A 21,447-nucleotide genomic window follows, 5' to 3' on the forward strand; every position below is an offset into this window, starting at 1 on the left:
CACCTCCTTGAGGGACGATCAGGCCGGCCGCCTCTTTTTCACAGAGAGGCGACCGGCCTGCGGTGGACCGACCAGTGTACGACTTATCCGATCAGTGTGCTCGTCCGTTCAGCTGTGCCCGTCGTTCAGCGCGCGTTGAAGTACTTCGCCTCCGGGTGGTGGATGACGATCGCGTCCGTGGACTGCTCCGGGTGCAGTTGGAACTCCTCCGACAGGTGGACGCCGATGCGCTCCGGCTCCAGCAGGTCGGCGATCTTGGCGCGGTCCTCCAGGTCGGGGCAGGCGCCGTAGCCGAGGGAGAAGCGGGCGCCCCGGTACTTGAGGGCGAACATGTCCTCGACGTCGGCGGGGTCCTCCCCCGCGAAGCCCAACTCGCTGCGCACGCGCGCGTGCCAGTACTCGGCGAGTGCCTCGGCCAACTGGACGGACAGGCCGTGCAGTTCCAGGTAGTCGCGGTAGGAGTTCGACTCGAAGAGCTTCGCGGTCTCCTCGCCGATGCGGTTGCCGACGGTGACGATCTGGAAGCCGACGACGTCGGTCTCGCCGGACTCCTCGGGGCGGAAGAAGTCGGCCAGGCAGAGGCGGCGGCCGCGACGCTGGCGCGGGAAGGTGAAGCGGGTGCGCTCGTTGCCCTCGTCGTCCAGGACGATCAGGTCGTCGTCCTTGGACACGCAGGGGAAGTAGCCGTAGACGACGGCCGCCTCAAGGAGGTTGTCCGTCTGGAGCTTGTCCAGCAGGCCGCGCAGCCGGGGCCGGCCCTCGGTCTCGACCAGTTCCTCGTACGTCGGACCGTCGCCGGTGCGGGCCTGCTTGAGGCCCCACTGGCCCTTGAAGAGGGCGCCCTCGTCGAGCCAGGACGCGTACTCCTTGAGCTGGATGCCCTTGATGACCCGGGTGCCGCTGAACGGCGGTGTGGGGACCGGGTTGTCGATCGCCACGTCGGAGCGGACGTGACCCTCCTCCGGGCGCTCCTCGACCTCGGCGGGGGCGCTCGCCCGCACCCTGCGCTGCTTGAGTTCGGGCAGCTTCGCGCCGGGCACGCCGCGCTTGACGCCGATGAGGGCGTCCATCAGGCGCAGTCCCTCGAACGCGTCGCGGGCGTAGCGGACTTCGCCCTCGTAGATCTCGTGCAGGTCCTGTTCGACGTATGCCCGCGTGAGCGCGGCGCCGCCGAGGATGACCGGGTAGTCGGCGGCCAGCTTGCGCTGGTTCAGCTCCTCCAGGTTCTCCTTCATGATCACCGTGGACTTGACCAGGAGGCCGGACATGCCGATGACGTCGGCGCGGTGCTCCTGGGCGGCTTCCAGGATCGCGGAGACCGGCTGCTTGATGCCGAGGTTGACGACGTTGTAGCCGTTGTTGGACAGGATGATGTCGACGAGGTTCTTGCCGATGTCATGGACGTCGCCGCGCACGGTGGCGAGCACGATGGTGCCCTTGCCCTCGGCGTCCGACTTCTCCATGTGCGGTTCGAGATAGGCGACCGCGGTCTTCATGACCTCGGCGGACTGGAGCACGAACGGCAACTGCATCTGGCCGGAGCCGAACAGCTCGCCGACGACCTTCATGCCGTCCAGGAGCGTCTCGTTGACGATGTCGAGGGCGGCGCGGGTCTCCAGGGCCTCGGCGAGGTCGGCCTCCAGGCCGTTCTTCTCGCCGTCGATGATCCGCCGCTTGAGCCGCTCGTCCAGTGGGAGGGCGGCCAACTCCTCGGCGCGGCCCGCCGTCCGGGACTTGGTGGTGGCGCCCTCGAAGAGGGCCATCAGCTTCTGCAGCGGGTCGTAGCCCTCGCGGCGGCGGTCGTAGATGAGGTCGAGGGCGGTGGTGACCTCCTCCTCGCTGAACCGGGCGATCGGGAGGATCTTCGAGGCGTGCACGATCGCCGAGTCGAGGCCCGCCTTGACGCACTCGTCGAGGAAGACGGAGTTGAGCAGTACGCGGGCGGCCGGGTTCAGGCCGAAGGAGATGTTGGACAGGCCCAGGGTGGTCTGGACGTCGGGGTGGCTGCTCTTGAGCCGGCGGATCGCCTCGATGGTGGCGAGGCCGTCGCCGCGGGACTCCTCCTGGCCGGTGCAGATGGTGAAGGTCAGGGTGTCGATGAGGATGTCCGACTCGTGGATGCCCCAGTTCGTCGTCAGGTCCTCGATCAGCCGCTCGGCGATGGCGACCTTGTGCTCCGGGGTGCGGGCCTGGCCCTCCTCGTCGATGGTCAGGGCGATGAGCGCGGCGCCGTGTTCCTGGGCGAGCCGGGTGACCTTCGCGAAGCGGGAGTCGGGGCCGTCGCCGTCCTCGTAGTTGACGGAGTTGATGACCGCGCGGCCGCCGAGCTTCTCCAACCCGGCCCGGATCACGGCGACTTCGGTGGAGTCGAGCACGATGGGCAGGGTGGAGGCGGTGGCGAAGCGGCCGGCCAGTTCCTCCATGTCGGCGACGCCGTCGCGGCCCACGTAGTCCACGCAGAGGTCCAGCATGTGGGCGCCCTCGCGGATCTGGTCGCGGGCCATCTCCACACAGTCGTCCCAGCGGCCCTCCAGCATGGCCTCGCGGAACTTCTTCGAACCGTTGGCGTTGGTGCGCTCGCCGATCGCCATGTAGGCGGTGTCCTGGCGGAACGGGACCGTCTGGTAGAGCGAGGCGGCGCCCGGCTCGGGCTGGGGGTGGCGCTCGGTGGGGGTCGCCTCGCGGACCCGCTCGACGAGCTGGCGCAGGTGCTCGGGCGTCGTGCCGCAGCAGCCGCCGACCAGGTTCAGGCCGTAGTCGCGGACGAAGTGCTCCTGCGCGTCCGCGAGGCCCTCGGGGTCGAGCGGGAAGTGGGCGCCGTCCTTGGTGAGGATGGGCAGGCCCGCGTTCGGCATGCACAGCAGCGGGGTGCGGGAGTGGCGGGCGAGATAGCGCAGGTGCTCGCTCATCTCGGCCGGGCCGGTGGAGCAGTTCAGGCCGATCATGTCGATGCCGAGGGGCTCAAGGGCGGTGAGCGCGGCGCCGATCTCCGAGCCGAGCAGCATGGTGCCGGTGGTCTCGAAGGCCATGGAGACCAGGAGGGGTACGTCGACGCCGGTCGCCTCCATGGCGCGGCGGGCGCCCAGGATCGACGACTTCGTCTGGAGGAGGTCCTGGGTGGTCTCCACGATCAGGGCGTCGGCCCCGCCGGCGAGGAGGCCCTCGGCGTTCGCCTGGAAGCCGTCGCGGAGGGTGGCGTAGCCGATGTGGCCGAGGGTGGGCAGCTTGGTACCGGGGCCGATGGAGCCGAGGACCCAGCGCTGGCGGCCGTCGCGGGCGCCGACCTCGTCGGCGGTCTCGCGGGCGATGCGGGCACCGGCCTCGGAGAGTTCGTAGACGCGGTCGGCGATGTCGTACTCGGCCATCGCGGAGTGGTTGGCGCCGAACGTGTTCGTTTCGACGCAGTCGACACCCGCGCCGAAGTACTCCTCGTGGACGGAGCGCACGATGTCGGGGCGGGTGATGTTCAGGATCTCGTTGCAGCCCTCGAGCTGCTGGAAGTCGTCGAGGGTGGGGTCCTGCGCCTGGAGCATGGTGCCCATGGCTCCGTCGGCGACCACCACACGGGTGGCGAGCGCCTCTCGGAGCGCGGACACACGGGTCCGGCTGTCGGCAGAAGGGGTCAGTGGCGACGAGGCCATGAAGGGGCTCCCTGGAATGCGACGGCTGTCGGCTTTGCGGCTTCCCTGGGAACCTCTCACGGAACTCCCCGGGGAGCGTGCACGTCGCCAGGGTAACGGGGAGGGCGGGAGGATGCTCGGAACGTCCAGAGGTCGGACCGGGGTGACGGGCGGATCAACCCACACCTAGGTTCTCGCGACGGGTGACGTAACAGATATCGACACCGGTATTGACCGATCATTAGCGGGAGGTCGGCATGGACCGGTAGTGTTCGACATTGCCGAACGGCGGCAGCGACGTCGCGCGTCGACGGTCGAACGGGACGGAGGCAGTACGGCGATGGCACGGAACATCCAGTCGCTCGAACGGGCGGCCGCGATGCTGCGCCTGCTCGCGGGCGGCGAGCGACGGCTCGGCCTCTCGGACATCGCCTCGTCGCTCGACCTCGCCAAGGGCACGGCCCACGGCATCCTGCGCACCCTCCAGCACGAGGGCTTCGTCGAGCAGGACGAGGCCTCCGGGCGCTATCAACTGGGCGCCGAACTGCTGCGCCTGGGCACCACCTATCTCGACGTGCACGAACTACGGGCCCGCGCCCTGGTGTGGACGGACGACCTGGCCCGCTCCAGCGGCGAGAGCGTGCACCTGGGCGTCCTGCACCTGCAGGGCGTCCTGATCGTGCACCACGTCTTCCGGCCCGACGACAGCCGGCAGGTCCTGGAGATCGGCGCCATGCAGCCGCTGCACTCCACGGCCCTGGGCAAGGTGCTGTCGGCCTACGACCCGGTCGCGCACAGCGAGGTCCTCGAGGCCGAGCGCAAGGCCTTCACCGAGCGCACGGTGTTCGAGCTCCAGGACTTCGAGCACATCCTCGACATCACACGCGCGCGTGGGTACGCGGCCGACGTCGAGGAGACCTGGGAGGGCGTCGCCTCCATCGCCGCGCCCATCCATGACCGACGGCGCATGCCGGTCGGCGCGGTCGGCATCACCGGCGCTGTTGAGCGGGTGTGCCGCGAAGGCGAGGTGCGGCCCGAACTGATCGCCGCCGTACGGGACTGCGCCCGCGCGGTGTCGCGGGACCTCGGCGCCGGGCGGTTCTGACCCCGCCCGATTCACAGGTGAAAGGCCGGAACGTCCTGAGGGACGTTCCGGCCTTCGTCGTACCCAAGGCGACAAAATCGCCAGAACGCCACATCGCGACACACGGTGTCCATCCGACTGCCGTGCGCATCGACCGCAAGATCAACAGCTCACAGCAATCAATAACGATCGTGTTTTCGATAACAGCACTCTTGACGCGCCCGTAACCCCAGAGCAAGACTCCCGTCCATCGGTCGGCATTGTCGAACACCTACCGGCAATACGCGCTAGAGTGTGGCAACGCCAAAGGCCGGCATCGCTCTCACCCCCGAGGGCGCACGAATCCCCGGCGGGACCCGGGGTTCGGCTTCCCTGGACGAAGGACAAAGGAGTCGCGGGTGTCCAGCTCCGACATCTTCATCGGCGAAACCATAGGTACCGCCGTTCTCATCCTGCTGGGCGGTGGCGTCTGCGCCGCCGTCACGCTGAAGGCCTCCAAGGCCCGTAACGCCGGCTGGCTCGCCATCGCCTTCGGGTGGGGTTTCGCCGTCATGACGGCTGTGTACATCTCGGCACCGCTCTCCGGCGCCCACCTCAACCCGGCCGTGACGCTCGCCCTCGCCATCAAGGACGGCGGCTGGGACAACGTCCCGATCTACTGGGCCGGACAGATCCTCGGTGCCATGATCGGCGCGACCCTGGTCTGGGTCGCCTACTACGGCCAGTTCCAGGCGCACCTCACCGACAAGGAGATCGTCGGCGAGCCGGCGGACAAGGCGGTCGAGGCCACGGAGAAGGGTGCCGGCCCGGTGCTGGGCATCTTCTCCACCGGCCCCGAGGTCCGCAACGTGGTGCAGAACCTGGCCACGGAGATCATCGGCACCGTCGTCCTGATCCTCGCCATCCTGACGCAGGGTCTGAACGACAAGGGCAACGGTCTGGGCACCCTGGGCGCCCTGATCACCGCGTTCGTGGTCGTCTCCATCGGTCTGTCGCTCGGCGGCCCGACCGGTTACGCGATCAACCCGGCCCGTGACCTGGGCCCCCGCATCGTGCACGCGCTCCTGCCCCTGCCCAACAAGGGCGGCTCCGACTGGAGCTACGCCTGGATCCCGGTGGTCGGTCCGCTGATCGGCGGCGCGATCGCTGCGGGCCTCTACAACGTCGCCTTTGCTTAGAACCGGATGAGAACCGGCCCTCCGAGCACTGAAGCAGCAGTAGAACCAGTCCTCATGACCACGGAACCCCTCAGGAGCACACAGTGACCGACGCCCACACCGCCGGGCCCTTCATCGCCGCCATCGACCAGGGCACGACCTCCAGCCGCTGCATCGTCTTCGACCGGGACGGCCGTATCGTCTCCGTCGACCAGAAGGAGCACGAGCAGATCTTCCCGAAGCCGGGCTGGGTCGAGCACAACGCCACCGAGATCTGGACCAACGTCCAGGAGGTCGTCGCCTCCGCCATCGAGAAGGCCGGCATCACCCGCGACGACATCAAGGCCATCGGCATCACCAACCAGCGTGAGACCACGCTGCTGTGGGACAAGAACACCGGTGAGCCCGTCCACAACGCCATCGTCTGGCAGGACACCCGCACCGACGCGCTCTGCAAGGAGCTGGGCCGCAACGTCGGCCAGGACCGCTTCCGCCGCGAGACCGGCCTGCCGCTCGCAAGCTACTTCGCCGGCCCCAAGGCCCGCTGGCTGCTCGACAACGTCGAGGGCCTGCGCGAGCGCGCCGAGGCGGGCGACATCCTCTTCGGCACCATGGACAGCTGGGTCATCTGGAACCTGACGGGCGGTGTCGACGGCGGCAAGCACTACACCGACGTCACCAACGCCTCCCGCACCATGCTGATGAACCTGCACACCCTGGAGTGGGACGACAAGATCGCCGAGTCGATCGGCGTCCCGCTGAACATGCTCCCGGAGATCCGCTCCTCCGCCGAGGTCTACGGCGAGGTCACCGGCGGGCGCCTCGGCGACCTGCTCGGCGGCATCCCGGTCGCCTCCGCGCTCGGCGACCAGCAGGCGGCCCTGTTCGGCCAGACCTGTTTCGCCGAGGGCGAGGCCAAGTCGACGTACGGCACCGGCACCTTCATGCTGATGAACACCGGCGAGAAGATCATCAACTCGTACTCCGGACTGCTGACCACCGTCGGCTACCGCATCGGCGACGAGGCCCCGGTCTACGCCCTCGAAGGCTCCATCGCCGTCACCGGTTCGCTGGTGCAGTGGATGCGCGACCAGATGGGCCTGATCTCCACCGCCGCCGAGATCGAGACGCTCGCGCTCTCCGTCGAGGACAACGGCGGCGCCTACTTCGTGCCGGCCTTCTCCGGTCTGTTCGCCCCGTACTGGCGCTCCGACGCCCGCGGTGTGATCGCCGGTCTGACCCGGTACGTCACCAAGGCGCACCTCGCGCGCGCCGTCCTGGAGGCCACCGCCTGGCAGACCCGTGAGATCACGGACGCCATGACGAAGGACTCCGGTGTCGAGCTGGCCGCGCTCAAGGTCGACGGCGGCATGACCTCCAACAACCTGCTGATGCAGACCCTCTCCGACTTCGTGGACGCCCCCGTGGTGCGCCCGATGGTCGCCGAGACCACCTGCCTCGGTGCCGCCTACGCCGCCGGCCTCGCCGTCGGCTTCTGGACCAGCACCGACGACCTGCGCGCCAACTGGCGCCGGGCCGCCGAGTGGACCCCCAACATGGCCGCGGAGAAGCGCGACCGTGAGTACAAGAGCTGGCTCAAGGCCGTGGAGCGGACCATGGGCTGGCTCGAAGACGAGAACTGACGAGGAGTAAGAACCCCACCATGACCAGTCAGTCCACCCTGCAGTCCGTACCTGCCCTCGGTACGCACCCGGCCTCCGGCTCGAACCCGAGCCGGGCCGAGACCCGGGAGCAGCTCTCCAAGGCGACGTACGACCTTCTCGTGATCGGCGGCGGCATCCTGGGCATCTCCACCGCCTGGCACGCCGCGCAGTCCGGGCTGCGGGTGGCCCTGGTCGACGCCGGCGACTTCGCCGGCGCCACCTCCTCCGCCTCCTCCAAGCTGCTCCACGGCGGTCTGCGCTATCTGCAGACCGGCGCGGTGAAGCTGGTGGCGGAGAACCACTTCGAGCGGCGTGCGGTCTCCCGCCAGGTGGCACCCCACCTGGCGAACCCGCTCACGTTCTACCTCCCCGTGTACAAGGGCGGACCGCACGGCGCGGCGAAGCTCGGGGCGGGCGTCTTCGCCTACTCCGCGCTCTCCGCGTTCGGCGACGGCGTCGGCCACCTCCTCTCCCCCGCCAAGGCGGCGCAGGACGTGCCCGAGCTGCGCACCCAGAACCTCAAGGCCGTGGCCGTGTACGGCGACGACCAGATGAACGACGCCCGCATGGCGCTGATGACGGTCCGCGCGGCCGTCGAGGCGGGCGCGGTCGTCCTCAACCACGCCCAGGTAACCGGCCTGCGCTTCACCCAGGGCCGGGTGACCGGCGCGGAGCTGCGCGACACCACCTCCGGCGACGAGTTCGGGGTGGGCGCCCGGCTGGTGCTCAACGCGACCGGCCCGTGGGTCGACCACCTGCGGAAGATGGAGGACCCGAACGCGGCCCCCTCCATCCGCCTCTCCAAGGGCGCGCACCTGGTCCTGAAGCGGACCTCCCCCTGGAAGGCCGCCCTGGCGACCCCCATCGACAAGTACCGCATCACCTTCGCCCTCCCCTGGGAGGACATGCTGCTGCTCGGCACGACCGACGAGGAGTACGAGGGCGACCCGGCGGACGTCTCGGTCACCGAGCAGGACATATCCCAGATCCTGGACGAGGCCGCGTTCTCGGTCCGCGACCAGCAGCTCTCCCGTGACCTGATCACGTACTCCTTCGCCGGTCTGCGCGTGCTCCCGGGCGGTCCCGGCAGCACCGCGAAGGCCAAGCGCGAGACGGTGGTGACCGAGGGCAGGGGCGGCATGCTGTCCGTCGCGGGCGGCAAGTGGACCACCTTCCGGCACATCGGCCGTACGGTCATGCAGAAGCTGGAGGCCCTGCCCGGCCGCCCGCTCGGCGAGGACTTCGAGCCGATCTCCTCGCTGCCCAAGAAGCTGCCGCTGCCGGGTGTCGCCAACCCGCGCGCGGTCGCCCACCGTCTCCTGGTCGACAACCCGGCGCCGGGCCCGCGCATGGCGGCCGACACCGCCAAGCACCTGGCCACGCACTACGGCTCCCTGGCCTTCGACATCGCCCGCCTCGCCAACGAGAACCCCGAGCTCGGCCAGCGCGTCCACCCGGACGCCCCCGAGATCTGGGCACAGGTCGTCTACGCCCGCGACCACGAGTGGGCCGAGACCCAGGACGACATCCTGCGCCGCCGCACCACCCTGACGATCCGCGGCCTGGCCACGGACGACATCCGCGCGAAGGTCCAGGACCTGCTCGACAAGAAGTAGTCGCTACGGCGTGACAGGGGCGGTTCCCGATCGGGAGCCGCCCCTTCGTCGTGTCCCGCACCCACTGATCTCGGCGCGCACTTGCCTGAGCTGTGCATTTCCGGTCCCGTTCAGCCCACTGAACCCCCATAATATGCCTGATACATCGGATGTCTGAGCAACAAGGAGGCCGGCCATGGCAGTCACCGATGAGGCGATCGAGAAAATCAAGGGAATGATCGTCTCCGGCGCGCTGCGTCCGGGGGACCGGCTGCCCAAGGAGAGCGAACTCGCCGCCGAACTCGGCCTGTCCCGCAACTCCCTGCGGGAGGCCGTACGGGCCCTGTCACTGATCCGCATCCTGGACGTCCGGCAGGGCGACGGCACGTACGTCACGAGTCTCGATCCGCAACTCCTGCTGGAGGCACTGAGTTTCGTCGTGGACTTCCACCGCGACGACACCGTGCTGGAGTTCCTGGCCGTACGGCGGATTCTGGAGCCCTCGGCCACGGCGATGGCGGCGCTGCGGATCAGCGAGCAGCAACTGGACGCGCTCGGCGCACAGTTGGACGCACTGGGGGGCGCCCCCTCGGTGGAGGAACTGGTCGCCTGCGACCTGGAGTTCCACCGGGGCATCGTGCAGAGTTCGGGCAACTCCGTGCTGTGTTCGCTTCTCGACGGTCTGTCAGGGCCCACCACGCGGGCCCGGATCTGGCGCGGTCTGACCCAGGAGGACGCGGTCAGCCGGACCCTGCACGAGCACCGGGCGATCCTGGGCGCGCTGCGCGACCGGGACGCGGAGGCGGCGCGGTCGTGGGCGACGGTGCACATCGCGAGCGTGGAGCAGTGGTTGCGTTCGACCCTGTGAACGAGCGGGGCTGCCGGTCGACCCATCGGAGGAGTGAGTGGCCGGCCTGAGCCCGCACAAGGTGGCGATCTTGTGTGTTCGACCGGCTCGGACGGGGCAGGCATGGGTTCACTCCCCCGTGCAAGGGGGCTGCGGGCGCCCCCGTCGGACGCCGTAAGGTTGGGGCGTACGCGAGGGCAAACCGGAAGGAGGCGCTGGGTGATCGAGCTGGAGGGGGTTCCCGAGCTGATCGACCCAGTGATGGTGGCCGCGTTCGAGGGCTGGAACGACGCCGGCGACGCCGCCTCCACCGCGGTCGCGCATCTGGACAAGGAGTGGAAGGGCGAGGTGTTCGCGGCCCTCGACGCCGAGGACTACTACGACTTCCAGGTGAACCGGCCCACGGTGTGGATGGACGCCGGAGTGCGGAAGATCACCTGGCCCACGACCCGGCTCTCGGTGGTCCGGGTCGGCGGTGAGAAGCCGCGCGATCTCGTCCTCGTCCGGGGTATCGAACCGTCGATGCGCTGGCGCTCGTTCTGCAACGAACTGCTGGGATTCGCACACGAGTTGGGCGTAGAGCTGGTGGTGATCCTGGGCGCGCTGCTCGGTGACACCCCGCACACCCGTCCGGTGCCGATCAGCGGGACCACGTCCGACTCGGACCTGGCGCAGCGGATGGACCTGGAGGAGACGAAGTACGAGGGTCCCACCGGGATCGTCGGCATCCTCCAGGAGGCGTGCACGCACGCGGGCGTACCGGCCGTGTCGCTGTGGGCGGCGGTGCCGCACTATGTGTCGCAGCCGCCCAACCCGAAGGCCACCCTGGCGCTGCTGAACCGCCTGGAGGACCTGATCGACGTACGCATCCCGCTGGGCGAGCTGCCCGAGGACGCGCGCGCCTGGCAGGTCGGTGTGGACCAACTGGCCGCCGAGGACAGCGAAGTGGCCGAATACGTACAGACGCTGGAGGAGGCCCGCGACACCGCGGAGCTGCCGGAGGCGTCGGGCGAGGCGATCGCCCGCGAGTTCGAGCGCTATCTGCGCAGACGGGACGGCGGTGGCGGCCCGCAGCCCGGCGGGCATGCCACGGCGGACGGCAGCGACAGCGCCTCGTATCTGCGCGACAACCCCGGGGGCGGCCGTACGAAGCCGACGCGGCCCGCGAAGCCGGAGGCGGAGCCCGAGTCCGGGCCGGAGGCCGACGACGAGGACTCCGCCGAGGAGTGATCCTCACGAGAAGCGAGAGAAGGCGGTGCGCGAGGTGCGCACCGCCTTCTTCATGACCTCGTGCTAGAGGGCCACGCCCAACAGGGCGTCCACGGCGCGGGACACGACGCCGGGGGCGCCCTCGTCCGTGCCGCCCCGTTCGTCCTGGAGGGCCGCCCAGCGGTCGACGGCGGCCAGTGCGGCCGGGGCGTCCAGATCGTTCGCGAGGGCCTCGCGGATCTCCTCGACAAGTGCCTCGGCAGACGGTCCGTCGGGCCGGGAGACGGCGGCGCGCCACCGCCCGAGCCGGGCGACCGCGTCCGCGAGCACGCCGTCGGTCCACTCCCAGTCGGCGCGGTAGTGGTGGGCGAGCAGTGCCAGCCGGATCGCGGCCGGGTCGACGCCCTCGCGCCGGAGTGCGGAGACGAAGACCAGGTTGCCCTTGGACTTCGACATCTTCTCGCCGTCCAGGGCGACCATGCCGGCGTGGACGTACGCCTTGGCCATGGGGAACTCGCCGGTGAGCACCTGGGCGTGCGAGGCGCCCATCTCGTGGTGCGGGAAGGCGAGGTCGGAGCCGCCGCCCTGGACGTCGAAGCCCATGCCGAGGTGGTCCAGGGCGATGGCCACACACTCGATGTGCCAGCCGGGGCGGCCCCGGCCGAGCGAGCCGCCGTCCCAGCTCGGCTCGCCCTCGCGGGCGGCGAGCCACAGCATCGGGTCGAGCGGGTTCTTCTTGCCGGGGCGGTCCGGGTCGCCGCCGCGCTCGGCGGACAGCAGCCGCATCGCGGCGGCGTCGAGGTTCGAGACCTTGCCGAAGTCGGGGTCGGATTCGACGGAGAAGTAGACGTCGCCTTCGAGTTCGTAGGCGGCGCCGAGGTCGCGCAGCCGCTCCACCAGCGGCACGATGCCCGGTATGGCCTCGACCGCGCCTATGTAGTGCTTCGGCGGCAGCATCCGCAGGGCGGTCATGTCCTCGCGGAAGAGGGTCGTCTCCTGCTCGGCGAGGGCGACCCAGTCGAGGCCGTCGCGCTGGGCGCGCTCCAGGAGCGGGTCGTCGACGTCCGTGACGTTCTGGACGTAGTGCACCTGCCGCTTGGTGTCGAGCCACACGCGCTGCACCAGGTCGAACGCGTTGTAGGTCGCCGCGTGTCCCATGTGGGTGGCGTCGTACGGCGTGATGCCGCAGACATAGATTCGGGCGACGGGACCGGGGTCGAGGGTGACCAGACCGCCGGTCGCGGTGTCGTGGATCCTCAGGTCGCGGCCCTGACCAGGCAGGGCGGGGACCTCGGAAGCGGGCCAGGCATGCATGTACATGAGCGTAACCGGACCCGAGTTCGGTATACGAACCGGACGGCCGACAAGGCGCTCTTGATCTCGGGCCCGCGATGTGCTGTGGAACTCGCTGGTGAGCGCTATACCGGCGGCCAGGGGATGGCGGGCCACTCACCGCTCGGTTCCGGGTGCTTCCCCGTGGTGAGCAGGGCGTCGACACGCGCGCGCGTGGCGTCGACTTCGGCGGCGGTGATCAGTTCGGCCAACCGGGTCCCCAGCGCCCCGTCCAGGGCCGCACGCAGCTCCGTGAGGGCCTCGACGGCCTCCGCGGTGAGCGGCTCCCCCGCCCAGCCCCACAGGAGGGTGCGCAGCTTGTTCTCGGCGTTGAAGGTCACACCGTGGTCGATGCCGTACAGGCGGCCCTCGTCGGCGGGCAGCAGATGGCCGCCCTTGCGGTCGGCGTTGTTGATGACGGCGTCGAGGACGGCGAGGCGGCGCAGCCGTTCGTCGTCGGCGTGCACCAGGAGGGCCGTCTTGCCGTCACCGACCTCGGCGAACCCGATCGCCTTCCATCCGGCCTCGGGCTCCTCCGCGTCGACCAGGGCGAGCAGTTCGGACCCGTCCTTGTCGGTCGCCGCCTCGATCCAGAGCTGGCACATGCCCTCGCCGTACGGCCCGTCGCGCAGGACGGTCGTCGGCACGAGGCCCCAGCCGGTCGCCTCGGAGACCTCGTAAGCGGCGACCTCGCGCTGGGCGAGATTGCCGTCGGGGAAGTCCCACAGGGGCCGCTCCCCGGCAATGGGCTTGTAGACGCAGGACGCCTCGCGGCCCTCGTACGTCACGGAGCAGTACAGCACCGCGTTCGAGGCCTCGCGGATGCGTCCGCGCACCTTCAGCTCACCCTTGGTGAGCAGCTCGGCGGTGGTCACGCTCCGCGGCGGTATCCGTTCTGGCGCGGACATACGTGTCCTTCCGGGTCGAGCGGGAGGCTGCACAACGGGCAGGGCGGCCGGCCGGCGTTGACGACGTCCAGGGCGCGCTTGGCGAAGGCGCGGGCCTGGGCTCCGGTGAGCCGGACCCGCAGCATCGGGGGTCCGTTCTCCTCGTCCTGGAGCAGCCGTTCCTCGGCCTCGGCGAGGTCCTCCTCGGACTCCGCGTCGAGTTCCACGAGGGCCTGCGCCTCGACGATCATGCGCTGTTCCTCGCCGTCCCAGGCGAGCGCCATGGTCCCGACGCGGAACTCCTCCTCGACGGGCGTCTCCAGAGGGCGGGTGTCGGAGATCTCGGTGGGAGTGACGGCCGGGACGGCCGCGTTGCCGCCACTGCGCCGTACGACCTCGTCCAGAAGCTCGTCCATGCGCTCGGCGAGCGCGGCGACCTGCGTCTTCTCCAGGGCCACGCTGGTCACCCGAGGGCCGGCGGCGGCCTGGAGGAAGAACGTACGGCGCCCGGGCAGTCCGACCGTGCCGGCTACGAAGCGGTCCGGCGGGTCGTAGAGGAACACCTGACGGGACACGTCCTGTCTCCATTGGAATCGACTGCTGACAAGTGCGGCGCTACTGCGACCGCTTCACCCTACTGCGGTCGACGATCACGGTGCGCCCGCGCCGCCCCCGACCGTGGCGTCGTCGCCCGGGGGCTCCTCGCGCGGCGCCAGGGACGCGAGATCTCCGGTGTCCCCGAGTCGTACGAGAAATGGCCTGAGACGGGTGTAACGGATCGCGGTGATGGAACACGGTTCTACGGAGATCCGCTGGAAGAGGTCGAGATGAAGTCCGAGTGCGTCGGCCACAAGAGACTTGATGATGTCGCCGTGCGAGCACATGAGATAGACCGCGTCGGCACCGTGATCGCGCTCCACGCGCGCGTTCCACTCGCGTACGGCCTCCGCCGCGCGGGTCTGCATCGCGCGCAAGGACTCGCCGCCGGGGAACGCGGCGGCCGAGGGGTGCGCCTGGACGACCTCCATCAGGGGCTCGTCCTTGAGCTCGGCGAGCTTGCGGCCGGACCAGTCGCCGTAGTGGCACTCCCCGATCCGCTCGTCGGTGTGCGCGCGCAGCTCGGGGCGGGCATCGAGGAGCGGCCGGAGGGTCTCCTGGCAGCGTTGCAGCGGGCTGGCGACCACCTCGGCGATCGGCAGCGCGGCGAGCCGTCCGGGGAGCGCGGCGGCCTGGGCGTTGCCCCGCTCGTCGAGAGCGACGCCGGGCGTCCAGCCGGCGAGCACTCCCCCGGTGTTCGCGGTCGAACGTCCGTGCCGGACAAGGATCAACGTGGGCATGCCGCCAAGGGTAGGCGCACGCGAGAAGTGTCAACGTGCGCCGTCGGCCGGACGACAGGAGAATACGCACCGTGATCGTCGACTACGCCATCTACCGTGACGGACGCCGGACGGAAGGGCCCGGCGACTTCTCCGACGGCTTGGACCACTGCCGTCGGGTGGGCGACGCGTTCGTCTGGATCGGTCTCTACGAGCCCACGGAGAAGGAGTTCGACAAGGTCACGGAGGAGTTCGGGCTGCATCCGCTGGCCGTCGAGGACGCCCTGACCGCGCATCAGCGGCCCAAGCTGGAGGTCTACGACGACTCGCTGTTCATGGTCCTGAAGCCGGTGGGCTACGAGGCGGACAGCGACGTGGTCACCTCGGGCGAGGTCATGGTCTTCGTCGGCGACTCCTTCGTGGTGACCGTCCGGCACGGCGAGGAGGCCCCACTGGCGGCCGTACGGCACCGACTTGAGGAGGAGCCGGAGATGCTGCGGCACGGGCCGACGGCGGTGCTGTACTCGATCGCCGACGCGGTGGTCGACCACTACGTGGACGTGGCGGGCGAGTTGCAGACCGACCTGGAGGAGCTGGAGGCGGCGGTGTTCTCGCCGACCGGCGGAGGCTCGCGGACCACGGCGTCGCGGATCTACGACTTCAAGCGGCAGATCCTGGAGTTCCGCCGGGCGACCGGTCCCTTGGCGCAGCCGGTGGCCCGGCTGGCGGGCCTCGGCTTCGCCGTCGACCGGGTCCCGTTCGTGCAGGACAAGTCGCGGCCGTTCTTCCGTGACGTGAACGACCACCTGACGAAGGTCAACGAGTCCGTGGAGGGCCTGGACCGGCTGGTCTCGGACGTCCTGTCGGCGCATCTCGCGCAGACCAGCGTCCGGCAGAACGACGACATGCGGAAGATCTCCGCGTGGGCGGCCATGGCCGCGATCCCCACGATGATCGCGGGCATCTACGGCATGAACTTCGACCACATGCCGGAGCTGCACTGGATGTGGGGGTATCCGGCGGCGATCCTGCTGATGGGCGCCCTGGAGGTGCTGCTGTACCGGCAGTTCAAGCGGCGCGGCTGGCTGTGACCGCCCTGCTTCACGCGAACTCGGGGGCGGCGGTCGCCGGTCCGCCGAGGGCGTCGCGCCTCTCCGGCATCCGCAGGGACACCATCCGCCGCCAGCCGCCGAGGCGTTCGTACGCGTACACGGCGTGGATGCCCGCGGCGAGCGCCGCCGACTTGGCGCGCGGCCAGTCCAGGACGCGTCCCATGTGGGCCATCACGGCGAGGCTGACGTCCCGGTAGACACGGATCTCGGCCAGCGCGCACTCGCGCAGCGTCCGCTGGATGGCGCGGCCGTGTCCGGCGTGCGCGAAGCGCAGCAACTCCTCATGGCAGTAGGCGAGATGGTTGTCCTCGTCGTGGGAGATCATCCGCACCGCGCGGCCGAGGTCGGGGTGGTCGGCGAAGTGCCTGCGCAGCAGGTCCATCTGCTCGGAGGCGCGCTGTTCGGTGACCCGGCTGTGGGCGAGGTAGGTGACGATGTCCTGGACGGTGAGCGGCTCGTCGCCAGTGAGCCTCTCGTGGGCGAGACCGATGCCGCGCCGCTCCAGGAGCATCGTGTAGTCGGTGTCGGGGGGCACCGGGGCGGGTTCGAGGCCGCGCCTCTTCATGAGGGCGGCGAAGATGCGTCCGTGTTTGTCCTCGTCGGCGCCGTGCCGGCCGATCTTGGGGGCGAGGTCGCGTTCGCTCGCCGGGACGAGGGCGGCGATGCGGCCGTTCTCCCAGCCGCCCTGGGACTCGCCGCTTGCCGCGATGGAGCAGAACAGCCGGAAGGACTCGTCGTCGTCCAGGATCTCCTGGAACAGACTCTTGGCCGAAAGCATCTGAAGGCACCTCCGTGCAGGATTCCGCCGCATTCCGCAAAGAACGAGTCAAATGCCGCATCAGAAGTGCTGCAACAGATGCGTCGGACAACTCCGCCAAAAGGAGGACGGCCGATGTCCGACAGGGGCGTAACCGCGGGGGCCGCCACGCGTTGTTCCCCGTGACGGCCGTGGCGGGGAAGACCCCCCGAGCCCCCACCACGGCCGTAGAAACTTCCGTACGGCAGCGCCGCGTTACGCGAGACCCGCGCGCTCCAGTGCCTCACTGCCGGCGCGGAGCGCGGCGAGGCGCTCCTCCAGCGTCCAGCCCGCGGGGGCGAGGGTCAGGGTGGTGACACCGGCCGCCGCGTACTCCTTCATCCGGTCCGCGATGCGGTCCACGGAGCCCAGCAGCGTCGTCTTGTCGATCAGGTCGTGCGGGATGGCGGCCGCGGCGGCGTCCTTCTCCCCGGCCAGGTACTTGTCCTGGATCTCGGCGGCCGCGGCCTCGAAGCCCATGCGCTGGGCCTGCTTGTTGTAGAAGTTCTGCTGCCGGCTGCCCATGCCGCCGACGTACAGCGCGGTGTACGGGCGGAAGGTGTCGGCGAGCTTCTCGACGTCCTTGTCCTCGCCGAGGGCGAGCGGGAGCGTCGGGACGATGTCGAAGCCTTCGAGGGTCTTGCCCGCCTTCTCGCGGCCGGCCCGCAGATGGCGGACGGCGGTGTCCTCCAGGTGCTCGGCGGACGGGAAGATGAGCAGCGCGCCGTCGGCGATCTCGCCGGTCTGCTCCAGGTTCTTCGGGCCGATCGCCGCGATGTACAGCGGGATGTGCTCGCGCACCGGGTGCACGGTCAGCTTGAGCGGCTTGCCCGGGCCGCCGGGCAGCGGCAGCGTCCAGTGCGCGCCGTCGTACGACAGCCGCTCGCGCGTCATCGCCTTCCGTACGATCTCGACGTACTCACGCGTGCGTGCCAACGGCTTGTCGAACTTGACGCCGTACCAGCCCTCGGAGACCTGCGGGCCCGAGACGCCGATGCCGAGGCGGAAGCGGCCCCCGGAGAGCGAGTCGAGGGTCGCGGCGGTCATCGCGGTCATCGCGGGCTGACGGGCCGGGATCTGGAAGATGGCCGAGCCGACATCGATGCGCTCGGTCTGCGCGGCGACCCAGGTGAGCACGGTGGCCGCGTCGGAGCCGTAGGCCTCGGCGGCCCAGCACACGGAGTAGCCGAGCCGGTCGGCCTCCTGGGCCACGGCCAGATTGTCGCCGTCCATTCCGGCACCCCAGTAGCCGAGGTTGATCCCGAGCTGCATGGCAGACCCCTTACCCATCAGTAACGTCGCTGTTGCTCCGACCCTAGCGCGCGGGGGTCGGGGCGGGCAGGACGGGTGCCGGTGAGTGGTCACGGAGTGTGCCGTGCGATGGACTGTGGATCATCGTGGAAATCGGTTATCCACAGGCCCCCACGAGGCAGGTTCAGGCCAGTAATCTCGGCGTTCATGGAGCAGAGGCATCTCGGCCGTACCGGCCTTCGTGTGTCCCGGATCGGACTCGGCACCCTCACGTGGGGGCGCGACACCGACGAGCATGACGCCGCGGACCTGTTGAAGGCGTTCTGGGAGGCCGGCGGCACCCTCGTCGACACGGCGGACGTGTACGGCGACGGGGAGGCCGAGTATCTGCTCGGGCAGCTCATAGAAGGGCTCGTGCCGCGCCGGGACCTGGTCATCTCGACGAAGGCGGGGAGCGTGCCCGACCCCGACCGCCGCTTCGACGCCTCACGCGGCCATCTGCTCGCCGCGCTGGACGCCTCGCTGGCCCGCCTCGGCACGGACTACGTCGACCTGTGGCAGGTCCACGCCTTCGACCCCTTCACCCCGCTGGAGGAGACCCTCCAGGCCCTGGACCTGGCGGTCAGCAGCGGCCGGGCGCGGTACGCGGGCGTCTCCAACTACTGCGGCTGGCAGCTCGCCAAGGCGGCGACCTGGCAGCTCGCGGCGCCGGGCACGCGGACCCGGCTGGCGAGCACGCAGTTGGAGTACTCGCTGCTCCAGCGGGGCGTGGAGCGCGAGGTGCTGCCGGCCGCGCTCGACCTCGGCATCGGGCTGCTGCCCTCCTCGCCGCTCGGGCGCGGGGTCCTCACCGGCAAGTACCGGCACGGGACACCGGCCGACTCGCGCGGCGGCTCGGAGCACATGGCGCCCTTCGTCGCGCCCTACCTCGACGAGACGGCGACCAGCATCGTGGACGCCGTGACGACGGCCGCGGACGGGCTCGCCGTGACCCCCCTCCAGGTGGCCCTCGCCTGGGTCCGCGACCGGCCGGGGGTGGCCGCCCCGATCGTCGGCGCGCGCAACGCGCAGCAGCTCACGGCCGCATTGTCAGTGGAGGCGCTTAGTCTTCCTGACGAGATCTGCCGAGCGCTCGACGATGTGTCGGCGCCTCTGCACCGCTATCCCGATCACGACTGGAGCACGCTGTGAGCACGGACCCGGAGACCACGGAGACCTCGCCGGCCGAGGACACGGAGGCGGAAGCCGGGGCGGGCGCCGAGGACATGGGCGCGGACACGGGTGAGGCCGCGACCGCGGAGGGCACCGAGAGCACCGGTGAGGCCACGTCCGAGGCCGCCGCTGCCGAACTGTCCGAGGCCGCCGCGGAGTTGCAGGCGCAGCGGCTGGAGCGGGAGCGGATCGAGCGGCGGAAGGCGGAGAAGGCCGGGCCCATCGCGGCGGGGGCGAAGCTGAGCGGGACGGCCGCCGATCTGCTCGCGGCGGTGCGGGCCGTGGAGAGCGGCGAGAAGCCCGTGACCACCGCCTTCGCCAAGCCGGAGCCGACCCCACGCCGTACCGCCGCCGCCCCGGAGGCGGTAAGCCGGCCACAGCCCGTCGCCGCCGAGCCCGGCGCCCCCGCGACCGAGGCCGTCGAGTCCGCGCGGCTCGTGCTGGCCGAGGGCGGCGCGCCCGAGACGCTCGCGGCACAGGTCGCGGCGGCACTCGGCGAGGGCGCTGACCACCAACTCCGCGAGGATCCCTGGCAGTTGCTGCGCGTCCCGGGGGTACGGCCCGAGCAGGCCGACGGGTTCGCGCGGGCGCTGCTCGGCGCCGAGTGCGCGCCGGACGACGAGCGGCGGGGCCGGGCGGTCACCGGCTGGCTCCTGGAGCAGGCGGCCCTGGCCGGGCATACGGCCCTGGAGGCGTCGGCGCTCACGGCGGCACTGGCCAAGCAGGGTGTGCCCGACCCGGACGCGGCGACGCAGAGCGCCATCGCGGAGGGCGAAGTGCTGGTGTTCCAGGACGCGTTGGACGAGCCCGCGGTCCCGGTGCAGCGCACGGACGAGGAGGGCGAGGCGGGCGAGGCGGGCGCGGAGCGTCCGGTCCGGGTGCTGATCGGCCTGGAGCGGTACGCGCTCGCCGAGGAGAGCCTCGCGGAGGGGCTGGCCAAACTGATCAACTCGGTGCCGAAGGAGGACGGTTCGGCGGCGGAGTGGGAGCGGGCCGGCGCCGCCAAGGGCTCCACCGGCGAGCTGATCCGTGCGGTCGCGGGCCACGGCCTGGTGCTCCACACCGGCGGGGAGGCCTCTCTCGAAGAGGCGGCCGCGCTGCTGACCGTGGCGGCGAGCTTCGGGCTGCGCGCCTGGGCCGCCACCCACAGCCCGGTCGGGCGGGACCGGTTCACCTCGCTGCTGGCGCGGGCCGCCGACGCGGAGAGTGCCGCGCCCGGCGAGCGGTTGCGGCCGGGGGCGGGCGGCTTTGCGCCGGAGGGCCTCGTCGCGGGGGACTCTGCGGGCGCTCCCGGGACCGGCGATGAGCACCAAGGAGCAGGCGATGGACCCCAAGTAGCCACCGTCGCCGGGCTGTTGGCCGGTGCCGAAGGGCCCGGTCGGGACTCGGACGGTGCCCTGGGCCTGGATCTCCTCGTCGTGCTCGACGCCCCCCAGCTCGACGTCGAGACCGCGGCCTTGCTCACCGAGTCGTTGCCGGACGGCGCCCGGTTGGTGCTGGCCGGTGACCCGGCGGTGCTGTGGTCGGCGGGCCCCGGGCGGGTCTTCGCCGATCTGCTCGCGGCGCGGGTCTGTCCGCACGTCGTCTCGCGCCGCCCGGACCTCGGCCCCGTGGGCGAGCTGGTCTCGGGCATCGGCATCGGTGAGCTGAACCAGGTGGAGGCCCCCGGCAAGGAGGTCGTGATCGTGCCGGTGCGGGACGCCGGCGAGGCCGTGCACCGGACCGTGCAGCTCGTCGCCGACTCGGTGCCCCGGGTGATCGGTGTCCCGTCCGAGCAGACGGTGGTGATCACACCGGGTCACGGCGGCGCGGCCGGCACCCGTGCGCTCAACGTGGCGCTGAAGGAGCGGCTCAACCCCGGCCCCGGCCGCTTCGGCGGCTTCGATCCCGGCGATCGGATCGCGTACTCCTCCGCCCCGGGCCGTGCGGTCCCCGGCCAGGTGGTGAAGGCCGACGCGGAGGGGCTGCACCTGTCGTGCGCAGGCGAGCCCGTCGTCGTAGCGAAGGAGCGGGTCGAGCAGTCCGTGCGGCACGGGTGGGCGCTGACCGCACACCAGGCGGTCGGGGCGCGGTGGCCCGCGGTGGTCGTGGTGCTGCCGGGGGACGCGGCGCAGGCTCTCAACCGGCCCTGGGTGTATACGGCGTTCAGCAGAGCGGACCGGCATCTGTCCGTGGTCCACGGTGTGGATCAGGCGTTGCCCCGGGCCGTCGCCGAGATCCCGGCCAAGCCGCGTACGACCCGGTTGCCTGTCCTTCTGCGACCGCAGGTCCCGGCGGAGGCCTGAGCCGCAGGACACGACGACGGCGGCGGTCACGGAGGGACCGCCTCCGTGACCGCCGCCGTCGTGTCGTCACAGCCGGTGCG

At 70.6% G+C, this 21,447-nt stretch carries 16 protein-coding genes; 9 read left to right on the plus strand and 7 right to left on the minus strand.

The genetic code is table 11. The annotated features are described in order from the left end of the window. Positions 1-125 precede the first annotated feature (125 nt). Positions 126-3,641, minus strand: a complete 3,516-nt coding sequence (gene metH, locus ABZT04_RS19115; RefSeq protein ID WP_356057803.1) for a methionine synthase — start codon at positions 3,639-3,641, stop codon at positions 126-128. A 319-nt stretch (positions 3,642-3,960) separates the two neighbouring features. Between metH and ABZT04_RS19120 the strand changes: the two genes are divergently transcribed. From ABZT04_RS19120 to ABZT04_RS19145, 6 genes are all read left to right on the plus strand, one after another. Further along, complete coding sequence (locus ABZT04_RS19120) at positions 3,961-4,725, plus strand: IclR family transcriptional regulator (RefSeq protein WP_356057804.1); 765 nt, start codon at positions 3,961-3,963, stop codon at positions 4,723-4,725. A 377-nt stretch (positions 4,726-5,102) separates the two neighbouring features. Then, positions 5,103-5,882, plus strand: a complete 780-nt coding sequence (locus ABZT04_RS19125) for an MIP/aquaporin family protein (protein WP_356057805.1) — start codon at positions 5,103-5,105, stop codon at positions 5,880-5,882. Positions 5,883-5,965: 83 nt separating this feature from the next. Next, complete coding sequence (gene glpK / locus ABZT04_RS19130; protein WP_356057806.1) at positions 5,966-7,504, plus strand: glycerol kinase GlpK; 1,539 nt, start codon at positions 5,966-5,968, stop codon at positions 7,502-7,504. A gap of 20 nt (positions 7,505-7,524) precedes the next feature. After that, positions 7,525-9,141 (plus strand): glycerol-3-phosphate dehydrogenase/oxidase, encoded by a 1,617-nt coding sequence (locus tag ABZT04_RS19135; RefSeq protein WP_356057807.1) that lies wholly within the window; start codon positions 7,525-7,527, stop codon positions 9,139-9,141. A 175-nt stretch (positions 9,142-9,316) separates the two neighbouring features. Then, entirely contained in the window at positions 9,317-9,988 is a 672-nt protein-coding gene (locus ABZT04_RS19140; RefSeq protein WP_356057809.1) for a FadR/GntR family transcriptional regulator, read from the plus strand. 198 nt (positions 9,989-10,186) lie between these two features. After that, complete coding sequence (locus ABZT04_RS19145; protein WP_356057810.1) at positions 10,187-11,197, plus strand: PAC2 family protein; 1,011 nt, start codon at positions 10,187-10,189, stop codon at positions 11,195-11,197. Between the two features lie 63 nt (positions 11,198-11,260). On the opposite strand, the gene mshC is transcribed toward ABZT04_RS19145, so the two are convergent. The 4 genes from mshC to ABZT04_RS19165 all read right to left on the minus strand — a co-directional run bounded on the left by mshC (position 11,261) and on the right by ABZT04_RS19165 (position 14,732). Beyond that, the gene (gene mshC / locus ABZT04_RS19150; RefSeq protein WP_356057811.1) at positions 11,261-12,490 is read right to left on the minus strand and encodes a cysteine--1-D-myo-inosityl 2-amino-2-deoxy-alpha-D-glucopyranoside ligase; all 1,230 of its coding nucleotides are present in this window, start codon (positions 12,488-12,490) and stop codon (positions 11,261-11,263) included. A 104-nt stretch (positions 12,491-12,594) separates the two neighbouring features. After that, a complete protein-coding gene (locus ABZT04_RS19155) occupies positions 12,595-13,416 on the minus strand; it encodes an SCO1664 family protein (RefSeq protein WP_356057812.1) in 822 nt (273 codons plus the stop codon). Then, complete coding sequence (locus ABZT04_RS19160; RefSeq protein WP_355906446.1) at positions 13,380-13,970, minus strand: DUF3090 domain-containing protein; 591 nt, start codon at positions 13,968-13,970, stop codon at positions 13,380-13,382. Before ABZT04_RS19160 ends, ABZT04_RS19155 begins: the two co-directional genes overlap by 37 nt. A gap of 75 nt (positions 13,971-14,045) precedes the next feature. Further along, positions 14,046-14,732 (minus strand): histidine phosphatase family protein, encoded by a 687-nt coding sequence (locus ABZT04_RS19165; RefSeq protein WP_356057814.1) that lies wholly within the window; start codon positions 14,730-14,732, stop codon positions 14,046-14,048. A 71-nt stretch (positions 14,733-14,803) separates the two neighbouring features. On the opposite strand from ABZT04_RS19165, the gene corA reads away from it, so the two are divergent. Beyond that, on the plus strand, positions 14,804-15,802 hold the full coding sequence (corA, locus tag ABZT04_RS19170; RefSeq protein WP_356057815.1) for a magnesium/cobalt transporter CorA: 999 nt from the start codon (positions 14,804-14,806) through the stop codon (positions 15,800-15,802). A gap of 10 nt (positions 15,803-15,812) precedes the next feature. Here corA and ABZT04_RS19175 read toward each other — a convergent pair whose 3' ends face one another. Beyond that, the gene (locus tag ABZT04_RS19175; protein WP_356057816.1) at positions 15,813-16,601 is read right to left on the minus strand and encodes a ferritin-like domain-containing protein; all 789 of its coding nucleotides are present in this window, start codon (positions 16,599-16,601) and stop codon (positions 15,813-15,815) included. Between the two features lie 234 nt (positions 16,602-16,835). After that, on the minus strand, positions 16,836-17,891 hold the full coding sequence (locus ABZT04_RS19180) for an LLM class F420-dependent oxidoreductase (RefSeq protein ID WP_356057818.1): 1,056 nt from the start codon (positions 17,889-17,891) through the stop codon (positions 16,836-16,838). A 186-nt stretch (positions 17,892-18,077) separates the two neighbouring features. Between ABZT04_RS19180 and ABZT04_RS19185 the strand changes: the two genes are divergently transcribed. Together ABZT04_RS19185 and ABZT04_RS19190 are read left to right on the plus strand one after the other, a co-directional pair. Beyond that, positions 18,078-19,061, plus strand: a complete 984-nt coding sequence (locus tag ABZT04_RS19185) for an aldo/keto reductase (RefSeq protein ID WP_356057820.1) — start codon at positions 18,078-18,080, stop codon at positions 19,059-19,061. Then, positions 19,058-21,367, plus strand: coding sequence for a helix-hairpin-helix domain-containing protein (locus ABZT04_RS19190; RefSeq protein ID WP_356057821.1), 2,310 nt, complete (start codon positions 19,058-19,060; stop codon positions 21,365-21,367). The genes ABZT04_RS19185 and ABZT04_RS19190 overlap by 4 nt, the downstream gene beginning before the upstream one ends. The last annotated feature ends 80 nt before the right edge of the window (positions 21,368-21,447 follow it).

Source organism: Streptomyces sp. NPDC005492 (assembly GCF_040605995.1).
In the GTDB taxonomy this organism is placed as follows: Bacteria; Actinomycetota; Actinomycetes; order Streptomycetales; family Streptomycetaceae; genus Streptomyces.